The organism is Streptomyces sp. NPDC045470 (assembly GCF_040646595.1).
In the GTDB taxonomy this organism is placed as follows: Bacteria; Actinomycetota; Actinomycetes; order Streptomycetales; family Streptomycetaceae; genus Streptomyces.
Genome location: NZ_JBEZAN010000003.1, coordinates 376,924 through 392,310, shown reverse-complemented (window position 1 = coordinate 392,310; position 15,387 = coordinate 376,924). Strand labels below are relative to the sequence as shown.

Sequence of the window (15,387 nt, the reverse complement as noted above, 5' to 3'; positions counted from 1 at the left end):
GAGCCCGGGGGTCGAGCGAGGCGAAGAGGGTGATGTAGCGGTCGGTGGGGCGGGCGATCAGCAGGCCCGCGTATCCGGTCAGGCCGAGGGCGAGGTGGTCGAGGGTCTCCCGGCAGGTCCAGGCGAGGCCGTCGGCGGGGCGTGACCAGTCCTGGCCCGCGCCTTCGAGGAGGGCGTCCAGGCAGGTCTCGGTGGCGGCGGCCGGCAGGCCGGGCCATGCGGCGGAGGGCGGCACCGGCGTGCGGGACGGGGTGGTTGTCGCGGTCGTGGTCACCGGGCGTCCGCCGCGCCCTTGAGGCCTCGGCCACGCTCGCGTAGCTGCTGGAGCCGTGGCCCGCGGCGCGGGCCCGTTCCATGGTGGCCTTCAGGAGTCCGGGCAGCGTGGTGTCGATGCCGCGGGCCGCCGCGGCGTGCAGGAGGTGGTCGATCGCGGCGATCTGCACGTCCACGGTGGCGTCGTCGCCCGGGTAGTGTCCGGCGTCGACCTGGGGCGCGTACGTGGCCAGGAAGCCGCTCACCGCGCCCGGCCAGCGGATCGCGACCGGAGTGAAGTCGGCGGCCCGGGTGCCTTCCGCGCCGACCAGCGCGGTGCCGTGCAGCCAGCCGGTCAGGGCGGCCCGCATCAGGCCGAGCGGCGCGGCGTCGTACAGGGACGCCAGCCCCGGGTCGGTGCCCAGGTGCAGCGGGTCGCCCAAGGCCGCGAGGGTGGTGCGGTGGGTGTCGAACACCGCGCGGGGGCCGCTGTAGAGGAACATCGTCCCGGTGCTGCCGACGCCCGGGAGCGTGGTCATGATCGCGCCGTCGAGGTGGCCGGCGCCGTGCGCCCGCGCCCACGCGGCGGCCTCGGCGGCCTGCTCCGGCGAGCCGGAGGTGAAGTTGACCAGCGTCTTGCCCACCAGAGTGTCGGCCACCGGGTCCAGGACGGCGTGCAGCGCCGGATGGTCCAGTACGCAGGCGATGACGAGCGGACTCGCCGCCACGGCCTCGGCGGGCGACGCCGCCGCCACGGCGCCGCGCTCGGTCAGTGCCTCGGCCTTGTGCGCCGAACGGTTCCGCACCGTCGTGGCATGGCCCTGCGCCAACAGCGCGGTCGCCGGCGCCGATCCCATCGCTCCCAGCCCGAGCACCGTCACGGCCGCGCCTTCGTTCCCCATGTGCGTCTCCTCGTAGAGCCGCCGGCAGGACGTCCGGGCCGGCGGCGGTCGATCACGTACGGGCCACGCTCGCAGCGCCCGGCGGCCGGAACCAGTGGCAGTACTGACGGCCGCCACCACATTCCTGCCATGCTCTAAGCCGCCGCGCACGGGCCTTGTCCTTCGGGCATGAGCGCAGGAACCGTCGCGGTGGTCGTGACCGAGGAGATCGGTGTCCCGTCCTGGGACCTGTACGAACTGAGCATCCCCTGCACGGTCTTCGGCAAGCCGCAGCCCGACCTCGCCGACCCGTGGTACGACCTGCGTCTGTGCGGCACGGGCGAGCGGGACGGCGGCTCCGCGGGCGGCGCCGGGCTGGCGCTGCACCCCGTACGGCCTGGACGACCTCGTCGGCGCGGACACGGTCGTCGTCCCCTCCGTACCCGACCCCTGCGTGGAGGAGGGCAGGCCGCTGCCGCCGGCCCTGATCGACGCGCTGCGCGGCGCCTACGACGCCGGTGCCCGCATGGTGTCCCTGTGCACCGGCGCCTTCGCGCTCGCCGAGGCCGGACTGCTCGACGGCCGCCGCGCCACCGCCCACTGGATGCACACCGCCCAGCTCGCCGCGCGCTACCCGAAGGTACGGGTCGACGACTCGGTGCTGTACGTGGACGACGGTGACGTGCTCACCAGCGCCGGGCTGACGGCGGGCCTGGACCTCTGCCTCCACCTGGTACGGCGTGACCTGGGCGCGCACGTCGCCAACCAACTGGCCCGCCGGATGGTCGTGCCTGCCCACCGGCCCGGGGCGGCCAGGCGCAGTTCATCGACCTGTCCGTGCCCGCCACCGACGACGAGGGCCTGGCTCCCGTCCTGGCCTGGGCGCGCGCCCGCCTCGACCAGCCGCTGACGGTGGAAGACCTCGCGGAGCGCGCCGCGCTGAGCCCACGGACGTTCTACCGGCGTCTCCAGGCGGCCACCGGCACGACCCCGCTGCAATGGCTTCTCGACCAGCGACTGGCGCGCGCCCAGAGCCTGCTGGAGGTGACGGACCTGCCGGTCGAGAAGATCGGCGAACTGAGCGGCCTGGGCACGGCGAACAACCTGCGCCACCACTTCCTCAAGCGCGTCGGGGTGTCGCCGTCCGACTACCGCCGGGCGTTCCCCCGTACAGCGCCGGAGGCGACGCTCGCCGGGTGAGGTGCCACCGGCCCACTACGTGTCCATCGCGCGCCGGCTGTGGCGCCACCGGCCCGCCGCACGTCCCTACACGTCCATCGCCCCGTGCCTCCCCGCCCCCGAAGCGAAGCGCTCGGCGCCCTTCATCGCGTCCGCCAGGACACTCCCCCCGTACCGGAGTTCGGCGGCCATGGCAGCATGCTCCGGCAGGCCCTCCTGGGCCAGAACGGAAGCGCGGTCGCTGCGCAGACACGCCTGGGGGAAACGGGCGATGGCGGCGGCCAGTTCCTCCGCCTCGGCGCGCGCCCGGCCGGGCGGCACCACCCGGTTGACCAGGCCCATCCCCAGCGCCTCGGCCGCGCCGACCGGCCGCCCGGTCAGCACCATGTCCAGGGCCCGGCCGGTGCCGACGATCCGGGGCAGCCGTACCGTACCGCCGTCGATCAGCGGCACGCCCCAGCGGCGGCAGAACACCCCGAAGACCGCGTCCTCCTCGGCGACCCGCAGGTCGCACCAGAGGGCCAGCTCCAGGCCGCCCGCCACCGCGTGCCCGCAGACCGCGGCGATCACCGGCTTGTCCAGCCGCATCCGGGTGGGGCCCATCGGCCCGTCGCCGTCCGCCGCGACCCGGTTGCCGCCCTCGGTGCCGATCGCCTTGAGGTCGGCGCCCGCACAGAACGTGCCGCCCTCGCCCCACAGGACCGCGACGTGTGCGTCGTCGTCCGCCGCGAAGGCGCGGAAGGCGTCGGCCAGTTGGCGTGCGGTGGAGCCGTCCACGGCGTTGCGCGCTTCCGGCCGGGAGAGGACGACCGTCGTCACCGGGCCGGTGTGTTCGATGCGTACGGTGCGTGCCGGCCCGCCGTCCGGGCCCCCGCCGGTCATCCGGCGGCCTGTGCCGGGGACACGGGCCGGGCCCGGTCGAGAATCGCCGTCAGGTCGGCCGAGGTGGGCAGCGTCCCGAAGGCGTTCCCCCACTCCCCGTCGAGCCGCGAGGCGCAGAACGCGTCGGCCACCGCCGGGTGGCTGTGCCGGACCAGCAGCGCGCCCTGGAAGGCGAGCGCCATCCGCTCCGCCAGCGTCCGGGCGGCACGCTGCGCCCGCTCCGGATCGTCGAGCGTGCCGAGCATCTTGCGGATGCCCGCGACGGCGGCGTCCAGCCGCCGGTCGGCGCCCGCGGCCGCGTCCGTCTCCGCGAAGTACGCGTCCAGCGCGGCCGGTTCCTTGCCGAGGGCGCGCAGCACGTCCAGCGCGGCGACGTTGCCAGAGCCCTCCCAGATCGACAGCAGCGGGGCCTCCCGGTAGAGCCGCGGCATGCCCGACTCCTCCACGTACCCGTTGCCGCCGAGGCACTCCAGGGCTTCCGCCGCGTGCGCGCTGCCCCGCTTGCACACCCAGTACTTGCCGACGGCCAGCCCCAGGCGGCGCAGCGCGGCCTCGTGCGCGTCCCCGGCCTGGCTCCGGTCGACGGCGGTCGCGAGGCGCATCGCCAGCGTCGTCGCCGCCTCCGACTCGATCGCCAGGTCGGCCAGGACCGCCCGCATGAGCGGCTGTTCGGCCAGCGCGCGGCCGAACGCGCGGCGGTACGTGGTGTGGTGCAGGGCCTGACGCAACCCGGCGCGCATCCCGGCCGCCGTGCCGATCACGCAGTCCAGCCGCGTCATGTTCACCATCTCGACGATGGTCCGCACGCCGCGCCCCGGCTCGCCCACCGGCCAGGCCACCGCCTCGTCGTACTCGATCTCGGCGGACGCGTTGGAGCGGTTGCCGAGCTTGTCCTTCAGGCGCATCAGCCGCAACCCGTTGCGGGTCCCGTCCGGCAGGACACGCGGCAGCAGGAAGCAGCTCACCCCCTCGGCGGTCTGCGCCAGCGTCAGGAACAGGTCGCTCATCGGTGCCGAGGTGAACCACTTGTGCCCGGTGACGCGGTACGTGCCGTCACCGGCCGGCACCGCCCGGGTGGTGTTGGCCCGGACGTCGGAGCCACCCTGCTTCTCCGTCATCGACATGCCCGCGATCAGCCCCGCCTTGGACAGCGGGGGCCGCAGTCCGTAGTCGTACGTACGGGCCGCCAGCAGCGGTTCGTACTGCTCCGCCAGCGCCGGCGCGGAGCGCAGCGCGGGGACGGCGGCGTACGTCATGGAGACCGGGCAGCCGTGCCCCGGCTCGGCCTGCGACCAGACGTAGAACTTGGCCGCGCGCACGAGGTGGGCGCCGGGCCGGGCCTCGGCCCACGGCGCGGCGTGCAGTCCGTGCTCCACCGCCACGGTCATCAGCCGGTGCCAGGCGGGGTGGAACTCCACCTCGTCGATCCGGTGGCCGAAGCGGTCGTGGGTGCGCAGCCGGGGCGGCTGCTCCTCGGCGGCCCGGGACTGTTCCTGCACCGCTTCCGTCCCGGCCAGCGCGCCCAGCTCCCGCACCTCCGGCGCGCCCCACCCGGCGTCCGCCCGGTGCAGTGCCTCCAGCAGGGCGGGGTCGTCCGCCGTGCTGAACCCGGTCAGCGGCGGCGCCTGATTCACGACTTCATGGGTGACGGTCATACCGTGGACGTTACAGATTCGCAACAGGCGTGGGAAGGGTGTAATAGGGTGCGGGCCCGTGATCACCGGGGTCGGCCCCGGCGCGTGGCCCGCTTAAGGTGGAGGCCGACCGACGGACTTCGAGGAGACGGAACGTGACAAGACCGGGCCGGACCACCGGGGAGAGCGGTGCGGACCGTACGGAGCGGGCGGGCGGCAGGCGGCGGGTGCCGCTGCTCCTCGCGGTGGCGGGCGCCGCCTACCTGCTCGACCTGGGCAGCAAGGTGGCCGTGGTCGCGGAGCTGGAGAACCGTGCCCCCGTCGAGGTGTCCGGCGACTGGCTGGAGCTGCGGGTGATGCGCAACTCCGGCGCGGCGTTCGGCATCGGCGAAGCCACCACCCTCCTGTTCACGCTCATCGCCGTGGCCGTCACCGTGGTGATCGTCCGCCTGGCGCGCAAGCTCTACAGCGCCCCCTGGGCGATCGCGCTGGGCCTGCTGCTGGGCGGCGGGCTCGGCAATCTGACCGACCGCCTCTTCCGTACCCCCGGTGGCTTCCAGGGCGCGGTGGTCGACTTCCTCCACGTGCGCGGCTTCAGCATCATGAACTTCGCCGACTGTGCGATCGTCTGCGGCGGCGTCCTGATCGTGCTGTTCTCCTTCCTCGGCTGGGAGCTGGACAACAAGGGCAACCAGGGCAACAAGGGCAACAGGGACAAGCTGGAGAAGGAGGCGGGGGAGGCGGTGGGGCAGACGGCCGTCGCCGACCCGCCGGGCGCCTCCTAGGATCCGCCCGATGGACGACGACACCTCCGTACGCGCCTCCATACGCGGCCCTGTGCGCGACTCCGTACGCGCCCCCGTACGCGACGACGCGCGGCACCTCGGCCTGCGGCCGCTCACCGCCCGCTCCATCGTGCTCAGCACCCTCCTCGGTCACCACCCGCCCCGCCTCCCGGCACGCGCCCTGGTGCGCGTCGGTGAACTCTTCGGCATCGCCGAGGGCACCGTGCGTGTCGCGCTGTCCCGGATGGTCGCCGCCGGCGACCTCCAGCAGGACGACGGCACGTACGGGCTCACCGCGCGGCTGCTGGAACGCCAGGCACGGCAGGACGAGAGCCGTACGCCACGCACCCGGCGCTGGACCGGCGGCTGGGAGATCGCCGTGGTCACCGCCGAAGCCCGCCCGGCCGCCGAACGCACCGCGCTGCGCCAGGCCATGGCGGAACTGCGCCTCGCCGAACTGCGCGAAGGCACCTGGCTGCGCCCCGGCAACCTGGAACGCACCCGTCCGCCCGTGATCGCCCGGCAGTGCACCCTGTTCACCGGCGCCCCGGACGGCGACCCGGCGGAGCTGGCGCGCGGGCTGTGGGACCTGGACGGCTGGGCGGCGCGGGCCGGCGCGTTGCTGGCCGCCCTGTCCGATGCCACGTCACCGGCCGGACGCTTCACGGTCTCGGCCGCCGTACTGCGGCACCTCCTCGCGGACCCGCTGCTGCCGGACGCCCTGCTCCCGCCCGACTGGCCCGGCACCGAACTGCGCCGCCGCTACGACTCCTTCGAGGCCGAGCTGCGCGAGCTGCTGCGGCAGTACGTGACGCCGGACGGCGCGGCCTGAGGGGGCTCCGGTGTCCCCGGCCCGGCTCCGGCTCCGGCTCCGGCTCCGAAAAGCCTCAGCGGCCCTCGAAGAGGAAGTCCAGGAAGAGGGCCGCCGACAGCAGCGCCGCGCTGCCGCCCGCCGTGAGGCCGTTCCGGGTCATCCGCGCGTCCAGCCGGACGAACGCCTTCCGCCCGCGCGCGGTGCCGAAACCGCCCGACGACAGCACGTCACGCGCGTCCATCTGCACCGACAGCAGGCCCTGCGAACCGCCGCGCTGGAGCAGCGTCGTGTCGTCGAGCGTGGACAGCAGCGCGAGCAGCGCGTCCATCCGGGCCGTCACCTCGGAGGCGCCGGCCGCACGGGACTGGCGCAGCGCGGGCAGGGCCACACCCAGCACGTTCGGGAAGCCGGAACGGGCCTGGCCGACGGCGCCGGGCACGCCGTAGTACTGCCGGGCCCGGCCGCCGGGCGACCGGCTGGCCGCCGGGGCGCCGCCGTCCGGCAGACGGGCCAGGGTGGCGGCCGCCTCACAGGTCTCCACGTCCGAGCGGCAGTTCGTGGCGGCGGCGCCGGCCACCAGCAGACCGACGGACCACAGGGCGCCCCGCTTGCCGGGCGCACCCGCACCCGCCTCCAGGGCCCGCTGCTCACCCGCCCGGCCCAGGCGCCCGAGCTGTTCGCGCAGCCGCCGGTCCAGCGGTCGGCCCATGGCGGCCTCGGCCATGGAGGCGAAGGGGGCGTGCAGCAGCTCGGCGGCGTGCAGCGCGAGCGGGTCCGGCTTCGGGGCCAGCACCGTCTGCGCCGTACAGGCGGCGACGGCGAGATCGGCGAGCCGCAGGGGGAGGGGGCGGTCGGGGGAGGGGTGCGGAACCGTGTGCAGGACGGGGCGCTCGTGCGACGGCGGCACGGTGCCGCGCGCGGTGTCCGGCCACAGCCTCTTCATGATCGACCGGCCGCGGACCGCGGAACGGGCTGAAGAAGTAGGGGTACCCATCGGTTCGCGCTCCCTCCGTGTTACGCCACGCCCTCCGAATCCCTCCAAAAGAGTACGGCTTCGCTCGCCCGGCCGACGCTCCGCCCCCTGGTATGTCCGGTCTGCGCCCCCGCGCCTCCCGTCCGGAGTGCCGCACCGCCGGTCCCCCGCGATGCGGATGATCTTGTCGCTTCCTCCAGCGAGGCTCGCACATGCCAGGTGCTTTCCCACGGAGTAATTGCAGATGAGAGACTATGTGCCATACGGTGCCGCACATGCAGTCCTACACGATCGGCCAGGCCGCCCGCCTGCTTGGCGTCAGCCCCGACACGGCCCGCCGCTGGGCCGACGCCGGCAAGGTCCCCACCCACCGGGACGAATCCGGCCGCCGGCTGATCGACGGCCGCGACCTGGCCGCGTTCTCCACCGAACTCGCCAAGAACGGCAGCACGGAGGACGACACCTCCCTCACCTCGGTCCGCAACGCCTTCCCCGGCATCGTCACGGCGATCAAGCTGGGCGACGTCGCGGCCCAGGTGGAGATCCAGGCCGGTCCGCACCGGCTGGTCTCCCTCCTCACACGGGAAGCGGTGGAGGAGCTCGGACTGGAGGTCGGCATGCGGGCCACCGCCCGCGTGAAGTCGACCAATGTCCATGTCGACCGCGCCTGACGCGCGCCCGCCCCGCCCCGTCCCCAAGGAGCCGATCCCGATGTCCCGCACCTTCGGCGTCACCCGTCGCCGCGCCGCCGCCGCGGCACTGACCGTCGCCGTCCTCGCCCCGCTCACCGCCGCCTGCGGCAGCGGTGACGACTCGTCCACGGCGGAAGGCAGGACCACGCTCAAGGTCCTCGCCGCCGCGTCGCTCACCGATGTCTTCGCCAAGGCCGCCGACGCGTACCACAAGGAACACCCCGACGTCACGGTCAAGTTCTCCTTCGCCGGCTCCCAGCAGCTCGCGGCCCAGGTCAACCAGGACTTCCCGGCCGACGCCCTGGTCACGGCGGACACCCGGACCATGGACGGGCTGCACGGCAAGACCGGCGCACCGCAGGTCATCGCGAAGAACCGCCTGGTCATCGCCACGGCCGAGGGAAACCCCCACCACATCACCGGCCTGAAGGATCTGGCCTCCACCAACAAGCTCAAGGTCGTGCTCGCCGCGCCCGCCGTACCCGTCGGCCGCTACAGCAAGAAGGTCCTGGACCGGCAGGACATCACGGTGCAGCCGGTCTCCCAGGAGCAGGACGTACGCGGCGTACTGAGCAAGGTCGAGCTGGGCGAGGCGGACGCGGGCATCGTCTACGCCACCGACGCGATGACCGCGCCCGGCAAGGTGGACGCCGTCCAGGTGCCGGACGAGCAGAACGCGATCGCCGAGTACCCGGCGGCCACGCTCAAGGTCTCCCGGCACGCGAAGGAGGCCGACGCCTTCGTGAAGTGGCTCGGGGGCGCACCGGCGCAGAAGATCCTGCACGACGCCGGCTTCCAGAAGCCGTGACCCGAGCCGCCGTCTCGTGAAGCGCCACCACCGCGAACGGGGGCGGACCGCCGCCCCCGGCCTGCGCGCCCCCCTCGCCCTCGCGCTGCCCGCCGTCCTGGCGGTGGCGTTCCTGCTGGTGCCCATGGCGGGCATCCTCGCCCGGACGTCCTGGGGCGACCTCGGCACCCATCTGACCTCTCCCTCGGTCACCGAGGCCCTGCGGATCTCCCTGGTGGTGTCCTTCTGGTCGCTGGGCCTGTCCCTGCTGCTCGGCGTGCCGCTGGCCTGGCTGCTGGCGCGCGTCGACTTCCCCGGCAAGGCCGTGGTGCGCTCCCTGGTGCTGCTGCCCATGGTGCTGCCGCCGACCGTCGGCGGTGTGGCGCTGCTCCTCGGCTTCGGGCGGCGGGGCCTGCTGGGCGGCTGGCTGGAGAGCTGGTTCGGTGTGCAACTGCCGTTCCACACCGCGGGCGCCGTGGTCGCCGCGACCTTCGTGTCGATGCCGTTCCTCGTCATCAGCCTCGAAGGCGCACTGGCCGGACTGCATGTGCGCTACGAGGAGACGGCGGCCTCGCTCGGCGCCGGCCCGCTGCGCGTCTTCCGCACGGTCACCCTCCCCATGATCGCCCCCGGGCTCGCCGCCGGAGCGGCCCTGACCTGGGCACGGGCGCTCGGCGAGTTCGGCGCCACCATCACCTTCGCCGGCAATCTGCCGGGTGTCACCCAGACCCTGCCCCTTCAGGTCTACCTCCTCCTCCAGGACAGCACCGAGGCCGCCACCTCCGTCTCGCTCCTGCTCCTCGTCATCGCGACGGCCGTCCTGGTCGCCCTGCGCGGCAGATGGGCGGGCGGGGGCGGCACGGTCCGGGGGCGCACGAGCGGCGCGGTGACGCGTACGGACGCGGACGGCGACGGGGCATCGGATGCCGGCGGCACGTGGCCCGACCACATGACCGGCGCGTCCGCCGCCCCCGGCACGCCCGCCTCCCCGGGCCCGCCCACCGCCACCACCGCGCACGCCGAGGGCGCCGACGCGGCCCCCACCGCCCCCGGCGGCCCCGGCGACGGCTCCGGCACCGGACGGTGGCCGCTGCACGCGGACGTCACCGGCTTCAACCGGCTCACCCTCGACGCCGCCCCGGGCACCACCATCGCCGTCGTGGGCCCCAACGGCGCGGGCAAGACCACGCTGTTGCGCGCCCTGCTCGGCCTCACGCCGCGGGCGCACGCCGCACTGACACTCGGCGCGCAGGACGTCAGCGCCCAGCCGCCGCACCGCCGCGGCGTCGCCTGGGTCCCGCAGGACGGCGCGCTCTTCCCCCACCTGACGGCCCTCGGCAACACGGCGTACGGGCTGCGCGCCCACGGCACCGGACGCGCCGAAGCCCGCCGCGAGGCCCAGTTGTGGCTGGACCGGCTCGGTGTCGGCCACCTCGCGCACCGTCGGCCCGCCCAGCTCTCCGGCGGCCAGGCCGGACGGGTCGCGCTGGCTCGCGCGCTGGCCGCCCGCCCGCGCCTGCTGCTGCTCGACGAGCCGCTCGCCGCCCTCGACCAGAGCACCCGCGCGCACGTCCGGCACACCCTGCGCCGGCACCTGGCCGGCTTCGGCGGCGTCTGCCTGATGGTCACCCACGACCCGGTCGAAGCGGTCTCGCTCGCCGACCGCGTCCTGGTCCTGGAGGACGGGCACACGGTCCAGGACGCCGTCCCCGCCGAGGTGACCCGGCATCCGCGCTCGCCGTGGGTCGCGCGGATGCTCGGCCGCAACGCGTGGCCGGGCACCGCCACCGGCGACGGACTGCGGATGACGGGCGCCGGGCGGCTGGTCGCCGCCGACCCGCTGCCCGAGGGCACCGGCGCGCTGGCGGTCATCGGCCCCGAAGCGGTCTCCGTGCACCGGACGCGCCCGTCCGGCAGCCCGCGCAACGTCTGGCCGGGCCGGGTACGGGAGATCACCGCGCTCGGCAGCCGGCTGCGGGTCCTCGTCGGGTCGCCGGAGGTGCCCGACCTGGTCGGCGAGATCACCCCGCAGGCCGCGGCGGAACTCGGCCTGGCCGAGGACACCGAGGTCTGGGTGAGCGTGAAGGCGACCGAGGTGACGCTCGTACCGCTCTGAGCGGCCCCTCCCGTACCGGAACCAAACCCTCCGCAGGGAGGGGTGCGTTGCGCCGCCCGGGGGCCCGTGCGCGGTGCGTGCGGACGCCCGCCGCGCGTGCCCCGAGCCCCCGAACGCGCTCCTGCGGCACCCCCGGCTCGGACAAGCGCTCGATACGCCCGGGCAGACCATGCGCTCGGTCTCCGGGGGTGCGCCCCTACCCGGCAGAAGGGGGTGCCATGCGGAGCCGTCGGCCCCCACTCCGGCGGTGCGGAGGCAGGGGGTACCGCCGAGGCGCTACCGCGCGCTCTGCCGGTGCCGTCCGTGGCCGTGGTTGTCTCGTACTCGTCGAATTCATGACGGCTCGGAAAACGCACCGCGGGAACTCGGTGGAACCACGGGGAAAGCCCGCGGAAAAGCCGGGAAAGCGCGCGCATTCACGGGACGTCATGCATCCCCAAGGCCGCCGGGAAACCGGGCGGTGAGCGACGGGAGCACAGGTCGATGGAATTTCCTCAGGGAACGGAAACGAGCGGACGCGGTGAGGTCCGGGGGCGTGGGGCCCGGGGAGCGACGGCGGCAGCGGTCCTGCTGGCGGCCGGCGCGCTGAACGTGGCGGCCGAAGGGCCGGCCGAGGCCCGCAGCGGTGCCACATGGGACCGGCTGGCCGGGTGCGAGAGCGGGGGCAACTGGCGGGCCGACACCGGCAACGGCTACTCCGGCGGACTGCAGTTCGCCCACTCCACCTGGCGTTCCTTCGGCGGCGGCAGGTACGGGTCCCGGGCGGCGCGGGCGTCCCGGGCCCAGCAGATCAGGATCGCCGAACGGGTGCTGGCCCGTCAGGGCTGGGGCGCCTGGCCGGCCTGCTCGGCCCGGCTCGGCCTGCGCTCGTCCGGCGCGCGGCACAGCACGCCGGACTCCGCCGCCCGCCGGTCGGCGCCGCGCGCCGACACCCAGGCCCGCACGAACGGTTCGAGCCGGTACCGCGAACGGTTGCGCAGCCCCCGGCACCGGGACGGGTCCGGAAGCCGGTACGGCCACGCCAAGCCGTACAAGCAGCGCGACGCCCGGCCCCGGCGGGCCTCCGGCGGCCATGTCGTCAATCCCGGGGAGACGGTGAGCGGCATCGCGTACGCCTACGGCTGGGGCTGGCAGGAGTTCTACCGCCTCAACCGCCAGGTGATCGGGGCGAATCCGAACCTCATCCATCCGGGAATGCGTCTCGCCGTCCGCCGCTCCGGCACCGGCTGACGCCAGGCCGACAAACCGTAAATCGGCCGGCCGGAACCCGGTCGGCCACCAAGAGGCCATGGTGGGGCATTTCTTCCCACCCTCCCGGGAATTCCCCGTGACGAATTCCCATGGAACGGCGGTCCGGCTGGGGGCGGGCGGACCGCCGCGGGAAGCGGTGGGCACCGGCAGGCCGTCCGTGGCGCCGCGGACGGCCTGCACCGCACCGGCGCCGGCGGCCGTGCACCCGGTTCACCCGGTACGTCCACCCGGCCCGATCCCTCCGGTGCGTCCGGTGGCGCGCCGCCGCCGTACCTCGTAGGCCGCCAGGACCACGCCCACCGTGAGCAGGCTCAGCCAGAACTGGGCCCGGCTGCCCGGCAGGAAGGCCATCGCCCCGATCACCGTGGCCATCAGGGCGACGGTGGCCCGGCTGAGCCAGGGGAACAGCCACATCCGCAGCGTCAGCCGCTGCGGTTCCTCACGTTCCAGCTTGCGGCGCAGGCGGAGCTGGGCGACCGCGATCGCCAGGTACACGAACAGGGCGACGGCACCGTAGGAGTTGATCAGGAACGTGAAGACGACGTCGGGGGAGGCCCACGCCGCGATCACCGACAGATAGCCGGCGGACGTCCCGGCGAGCAGCGCCCGGCGCGGCACCCCGCCGCGGCTGAGCCGGGTGAAGCCGCGCGGCGCGTCCCCGTTGCGGGTCAGCGCGAACAGCATCCGCGACGAGGTGTACAGCGCGGAGTTGAGGCAGGAGAGCACGGCGATCAGGACGACGGCGTTCATGACCGTGGCGGCGGCGGGCACGTCCAGCCGGTCCAGCACCGCCGCGTACGGACTGACCTCGACGGCCGGGGACGTCCACGACACGACCGCCACGACGACGAGCACCGACAGTACGTAGAAGCCCACCACGCGCAGCACGATCGAGCGGATCGCCGCCGCCACGGCGCGCTCCGGCTCCACCGACTCGGCCGCCGCGATGGTCACGATCTCCGCGCCGGTGAAGAAGCCGACGCAGGGCACGACCGCCGCCAGGACCGCGCCGACGCCTTCGGGCGCGAAGCCGCCGGAGTCGGTGAGGTGCGCCAGGCCGCCGTGGGCCTGCGGCCACAGCCCGGTCAGGTACAGCGCGCCGAGGAAGAGGAACACCACGATCGCGATGACCTTGACCGACGAGAACCAGTACTCGAACTCGCCGAAGGAGCGGGCCGAGACCAGGTTGGTCGCGGTCAGCAGCGCCAGCAGCGCCAGGCTGACGGCCCACAGGGGCACGCCGGGCAGCCACAGCCGTACGATCCGGCCGCCCGCCACCGCCTCGACGGCCACCACGATCACGAAGAAGTACCAGTACAGCCAGCCGACCGTGAAGCCGGCGCGGTGTCCCAGGGTCTCCCGCACATGGGCGTAGAACGAGCCGAGGGCGGGCCGGGCCACCGTCATCTCCGCCAGCATCCGCATGATCAGGACGGTGAGGAGACCCGCCGCGAGGAACGACAGCACGGCGGCCGGTCCGGTGGCCCGGATGACCACGCCGCTGCCCACGAACAGGCCCGCGCCGATGACACCGCCCAGCGCGATCAGGCTCATGTGACGCCGCCGGAGGCCCTTGCGCAGTTCTCCGTCGGCCTGCCCGCCGGCCTGTCCGCCGTCCGACACGGTGGCTGGTGCCGTCTCCGGTGATGTTCCCGTGCTCATGCGGGCCGACGCTATCGACGCAATCCTGCGGGGCTGTTGCCGGAGTGTTTCGGATGCCGGGGCAGCGGCCCCCGGGCGTCAGAGCGGCAGCACGCACACCGGAACCGGCGCCGGGAACGGATCGCCCAGCCGCCGCAGCCCGCCCCCGGCGCCCACCGCGAACACCGTCACCGACCCCGACCGCTGGTGCGCCGCGAAGAGCAGCCGCCCGTCCGGCGAGAAGGCCAGGTGGCGGGGGAAGTCGCCGCCGGACGGCACCGTGTCCAGCAGCCGCAGCCGGGCGCCCGCCGCCTCGACCGCATAGCGCGTCAGGCTGTTGTGGCCACGGTTGGCGAGGTAGGCGAAGGCGCCGTCGCGGGTCACCAGGAACTGCGCCGGGTAGCTGGTCCCGGGACCGGTCCCGGTGGACTGCGGCGCGCCCGGCGTGAGCGTGCCGGTGGCCGGGTCGTACGCGCAGACCACGGCGGTGTCGTCGACCTCGTTGGCCAGGTAGGCGTAGCGGCCCGACGGGTGGAAGGTGAGATGCCGCGGGCCCGCGCCGGGGCGCAGCGAGGCGTACGAGATTTGGGTGAGTTTTCCGGTGGTGGTGTCCAGCCGGTAGGTGTAGACGGTGTCGTTCCCCAGGTCGACGGCGAGGACGTGGCGGCCGTCCGGGCCGGTGACGATCTGGTGCGCGTGCGGCCCGGTCTGCCCCGGACCCGGCGGGGGAGCGGTGTGGGTGACCAGGTCCGTACGCTCGCCGAGCGCGCCGTCCCGGGCCGGGTCGACGGGGTGCACGGCGACGCTGCCGGAGAGGTAGTGGGCGCTCAGCAGCCAGCGCCCGCCGGGGTGCACGGAAAGGTGACACGGCCCGGCGCCGCCGGCGGGGCGGCTGCCGAGGACCCGATGGCGGCCGTCGGCGCGCAGGGCGACGGCGGTCACCGCGCCCTGCTGCCGTTCGTTGACGGCGTACAGGGTCCGGCCGCAGGGTGAGAGGGCCAGGTAGGACGGGTCACTGACACCGTCGATCACTCCGGTCGCGGTGATCCGGCCGCGGATCGGGTCGTACGTGCCGAGGCCCACGCCCGTGCCGCCGCCCGCCACGGAGGTGTACGTCCCCAGGAACAGCGGCCGGACCGCGTGCGGCCGGGTGCGAGCCCCGGATGCGGCCTGCTCGGGTGCGGCCTGCGCGGGAGCGGCCGCGCCGCCGAGGCTGCCGCCCGCCGCGGTCAGCGCGGCGCCCGCCACGACCGTGCGGAGAAAGCGGCGGCGGTCGGTCCCCGCCCGTGCCCTGCTGTCCATGCCACACCTCGGGGTCCGGAGATCGTGGTCGGCAGCCAGGGTGGCCCGGACCGGCCGCCCCGGCAAGAGGCGCAACCCGGTCTGCGTGATGTGCAACCGCTCGACGGTGTCGGCCGAAGGCCGGACGACCCGTACGTCCCGATGATGACCAGGTCCCTCTCGCGTAGGACCGGAGGCATACGGCACGACCAATCCGTG

11 protein-coding genes and 2 pseudogenes are annotated in these 15,387 nt (G+C 74.5%); 7 read left to right on the top strand and 6 right to left on the bottom strand.

Going from position 1 to position 15,387, the window contains the following annotated elements; translation table 11 throughout:
* Window positions 1-299: 299 nt before the first annotated feature.
* Window positions 300-1,154 (bottom strand): annotated as a pseudogene (locus tag AB0A97_RS12080) (NAD(P)-binding domain-containing protein); the annotation flags it as partial.
* A 168-nt stretch (window positions 1,155-1,322) separates the two neighbouring features.
* Here AB0A97_RS12080 and AB0A97_RS12075 point away from each other — a divergent pair.
* Window positions 1,323-2,333: pseudogene (locus AB0A97_RS12075) on the top strand (helix-turn-helix domain-containing protein).
* 66 nt (window positions 2,334-2,399) lie between these two features.
* Here the strand turns inward: AB0A97_RS12075 and AB0A97_RS12070 are convergent.
* Together AB0A97_RS12070 and AB0A97_RS12065 are read right to left on the bottom strand one after the other, a co-directional pair.
* Window positions 2,400-3,194: a crotonase/enoyl-CoA hydratase family protein gene (locus tag AB0A97_RS12070; RefSeq protein WP_361148013.1), complete on the bottom strand. Its 795-nt coding sequence runs from the start codon at window positions 3,192-3,194 to the stop codon at window positions 2,400-2,402.
* The gene (locus AB0A97_RS12065; protein ID WP_361148011.1) at window positions 3,191-4,849 is read right to left on the bottom strand and encodes an acyl-CoA dehydrogenase family protein; all 1,659 of its coding nucleotides are present in this window, start codon (window positions 4,847-4,849) and stop codon (window positions 3,191-3,193) included. The genes AB0A97_RS12070 and AB0A97_RS12065 overlap by 4 nt, the downstream gene beginning before the upstream one ends.
* Window positions 4,850-4,983: 134 nt before the next feature.
* Here AB0A97_RS12065 and lspA point away from each other — a divergent pair, with 134 nt between their 5' ends.
* Both lspA and AB0A97_RS12055 read left to right on the top strand, forming a co-directional pair.
* Window positions 4,984-5,613 carry a signal peptidase II gene (gene lspA / locus AB0A97_RS12060; protein WP_361148009.1) on the top strand — a complete coding sequence of 210 codons (630 nt, stop codon included), beginning with the start codon at window positions 4,984-4,986 and terminating at the stop codon, window positions 5,611-5,613.
* A 10-nt stretch (window positions 5,614-5,623) separates the two neighbouring features.
* Complete coding sequence (locus tag AB0A97_RS12055; RefSeq protein WP_361148007.1) at window positions 5,624-6,445, top strand: PaaX family transcriptional regulator C-terminal domain-containing protein; 822 nt, start codon at window positions 5,624-5,626, stop codon at window positions 6,443-6,445.
* A gap of 55 nt (window positions 6,446-6,500) precedes the next feature.
* On the opposite strand, the gene AB0A97_RS12050 is transcribed toward AB0A97_RS12055, so the two are convergent.
* Complete coding sequence (locus tag AB0A97_RS12050; protein WP_361148005.1) at window positions 6,501-7,421, bottom strand: triphosphoribosyl-dephospho-CoA synthase; 921 nt, start codon at window positions 7,419-7,421, stop codon at window positions 6,501-6,503.
* 254 nt (window positions 7,422-7,675) lie between these two features.
* On the opposite strand from AB0A97_RS12050, the gene AB0A97_RS12045 reads away from it, so the two are divergent.
* The 4 genes from AB0A97_RS12045 to AB0A97_RS12030 all read left to right on the top strand — a co-directional run bounded on the left by AB0A97_RS12045 (window position 7,676) and on the right by AB0A97_RS12030 (window position 12,225).
* Window positions 7,676-8,071 (top strand): helix-turn-helix transcriptional regulator, encoded by a 396-nt coding sequence (locus tag AB0A97_RS12045; protein WP_361148004.1) that lies wholly within the window; start codon window positions 7,676-7,678, stop codon window positions 8,069-8,071.
* Window positions 8,072-8,111: 40 nt separating this feature from the next.
* Complete coding sequence (modA, locus tag AB0A97_RS12040; RefSeq protein WP_361148002.1) at window positions 8,112-8,900, top strand: molybdate ABC transporter substrate-binding protein; 789 nt, start codon at window positions 8,112-8,114, stop codon at window positions 8,898-8,900.
* 124 nt (window positions 8,901-9,024) lie between these two features.
* A complete protein-coding gene (locus tag AB0A97_RS12035; RefSeq protein ID WP_361148778.1) occupies window positions 9,025-10,995 on the top strand; it encodes an ABC transporter permease in 1,971 nt (656 codons plus the stop codon).
* 483 nt (window positions 10,996-11,478) lie between these two features.
* Window positions 11,479-12,225 carry a transglycosylase family protein gene (locus tag AB0A97_RS12030; RefSeq protein WP_361148000.1) on the top strand — a complete coding sequence of 249 codons (747 nt, stop codon included), beginning with the start codon at window positions 11,479-11,481 and terminating at the stop codon, window positions 12,223-12,225.
* 231 nt (window positions 12,226-12,456) lie between these two features.
* Here the strand turns inward: AB0A97_RS12030 and AB0A97_RS12025 are convergent, their stop codons facing one another.
* Both AB0A97_RS12025 and AB0A97_RS12020 read right to left on the bottom strand, forming a co-directional pair.
* Entirely contained in the window at window positions 12,457-13,908 is a 1,452-nt protein-coding gene (locus tag AB0A97_RS12025) for an amino acid permease (RefSeq protein ID WP_361147998.1), read from the bottom strand.
* A gap of 78 nt (window positions 13,909-13,986) precedes the next feature.
* Window positions 13,987-15,189 carry a lactonase family protein gene (locus AB0A97_RS12020; RefSeq protein ID WP_361147996.1) on the bottom strand — a complete coding sequence of 401 codons (1,203 nt, stop codon included), beginning with the start codon at window positions 15,187-15,189 and terminating at the stop codon, window positions 13,987-13,989.
* Window positions 15,190-15,387 lie beyond the last annotated feature (198 nt).

What these genes read in the sequence shown, in the direction of transcription:
- AB0A97_RS12050 (WP_361148005.1), bottom strand. Translation starts at nt 7,421, where the DNA reads ATGGGTACCCCTACTTCTTCAGCCCGTTCCGCGGTCCGCGGCCGGTCG.
- AB0A97_RS12020 (WP_361147996.1), bottom strand. Translation starts at nt 15,189, where the DNA reads ATGGACAGCAGGGCACGGGCGGGGACCGACCGCCGCCGCTTTCTCCGC.
- AB0A97_RS12065 (WP_361148011.1), bottom strand. Translation starts at nt 4,849, where the DNA reads ATGACCGTCACCCATGAAGTCGTGAATCAGGCGCCGCCGCTGACCGGG.
- AB0A97_RS12055 (WP_361148007.1), top strand. Translation starts at nt 5,624, where the DNA reads ATGGACGACGACACCTCCGTACGCGCCTCCATACGCGGCCCTGTGCGC.
- AB0A97_RS12035 (WP_361148778.1), top strand. Translation starts at nt 9,025, where the DNA reads ATGGCGGGCATCCTCGCCCGGACGTCCTGGGGCGACCTCGGCACCCAT.
- AB0A97_RS12070 (WP_361148013.1), bottom strand. Translation starts at nt 3,194, where the DNA reads ATGACCGGCGGGGGCCCGGACGGCGGGCCGGCACGCACCGTACGCATC.
- modA (WP_361148002.1), top strand. Translation starts at nt 8,112, where the DNA reads ATGTCCCGCACCTTCGGCGTCACCCGTCGCCGCGCCGCCGCCGCGGCA.
- AB0A97_RS12030 (WP_361148000.1), top strand. Translation starts at nt 11,479, where the DNA reads ATGGAATTTCCTCAGGGAACGGAAACGAGCGGACGCGGTGAGGTCCGG.
- AB0A97_RS12045 (WP_361148004.1), top strand. Translation starts at nt 7,676, where the DNA reads ATGCAGTCCTACACGATCGGCCAGGCCGCCCGCCTGCTTGGCGTCAGC.
- AB0A97_RS12025 (WP_361147998.1), bottom strand. Translation starts at nt 13,908, where the DNA reads ATGAGCACGGGAACATCACCGGAGACGGCACCAGCCACCGTGTCGGAC.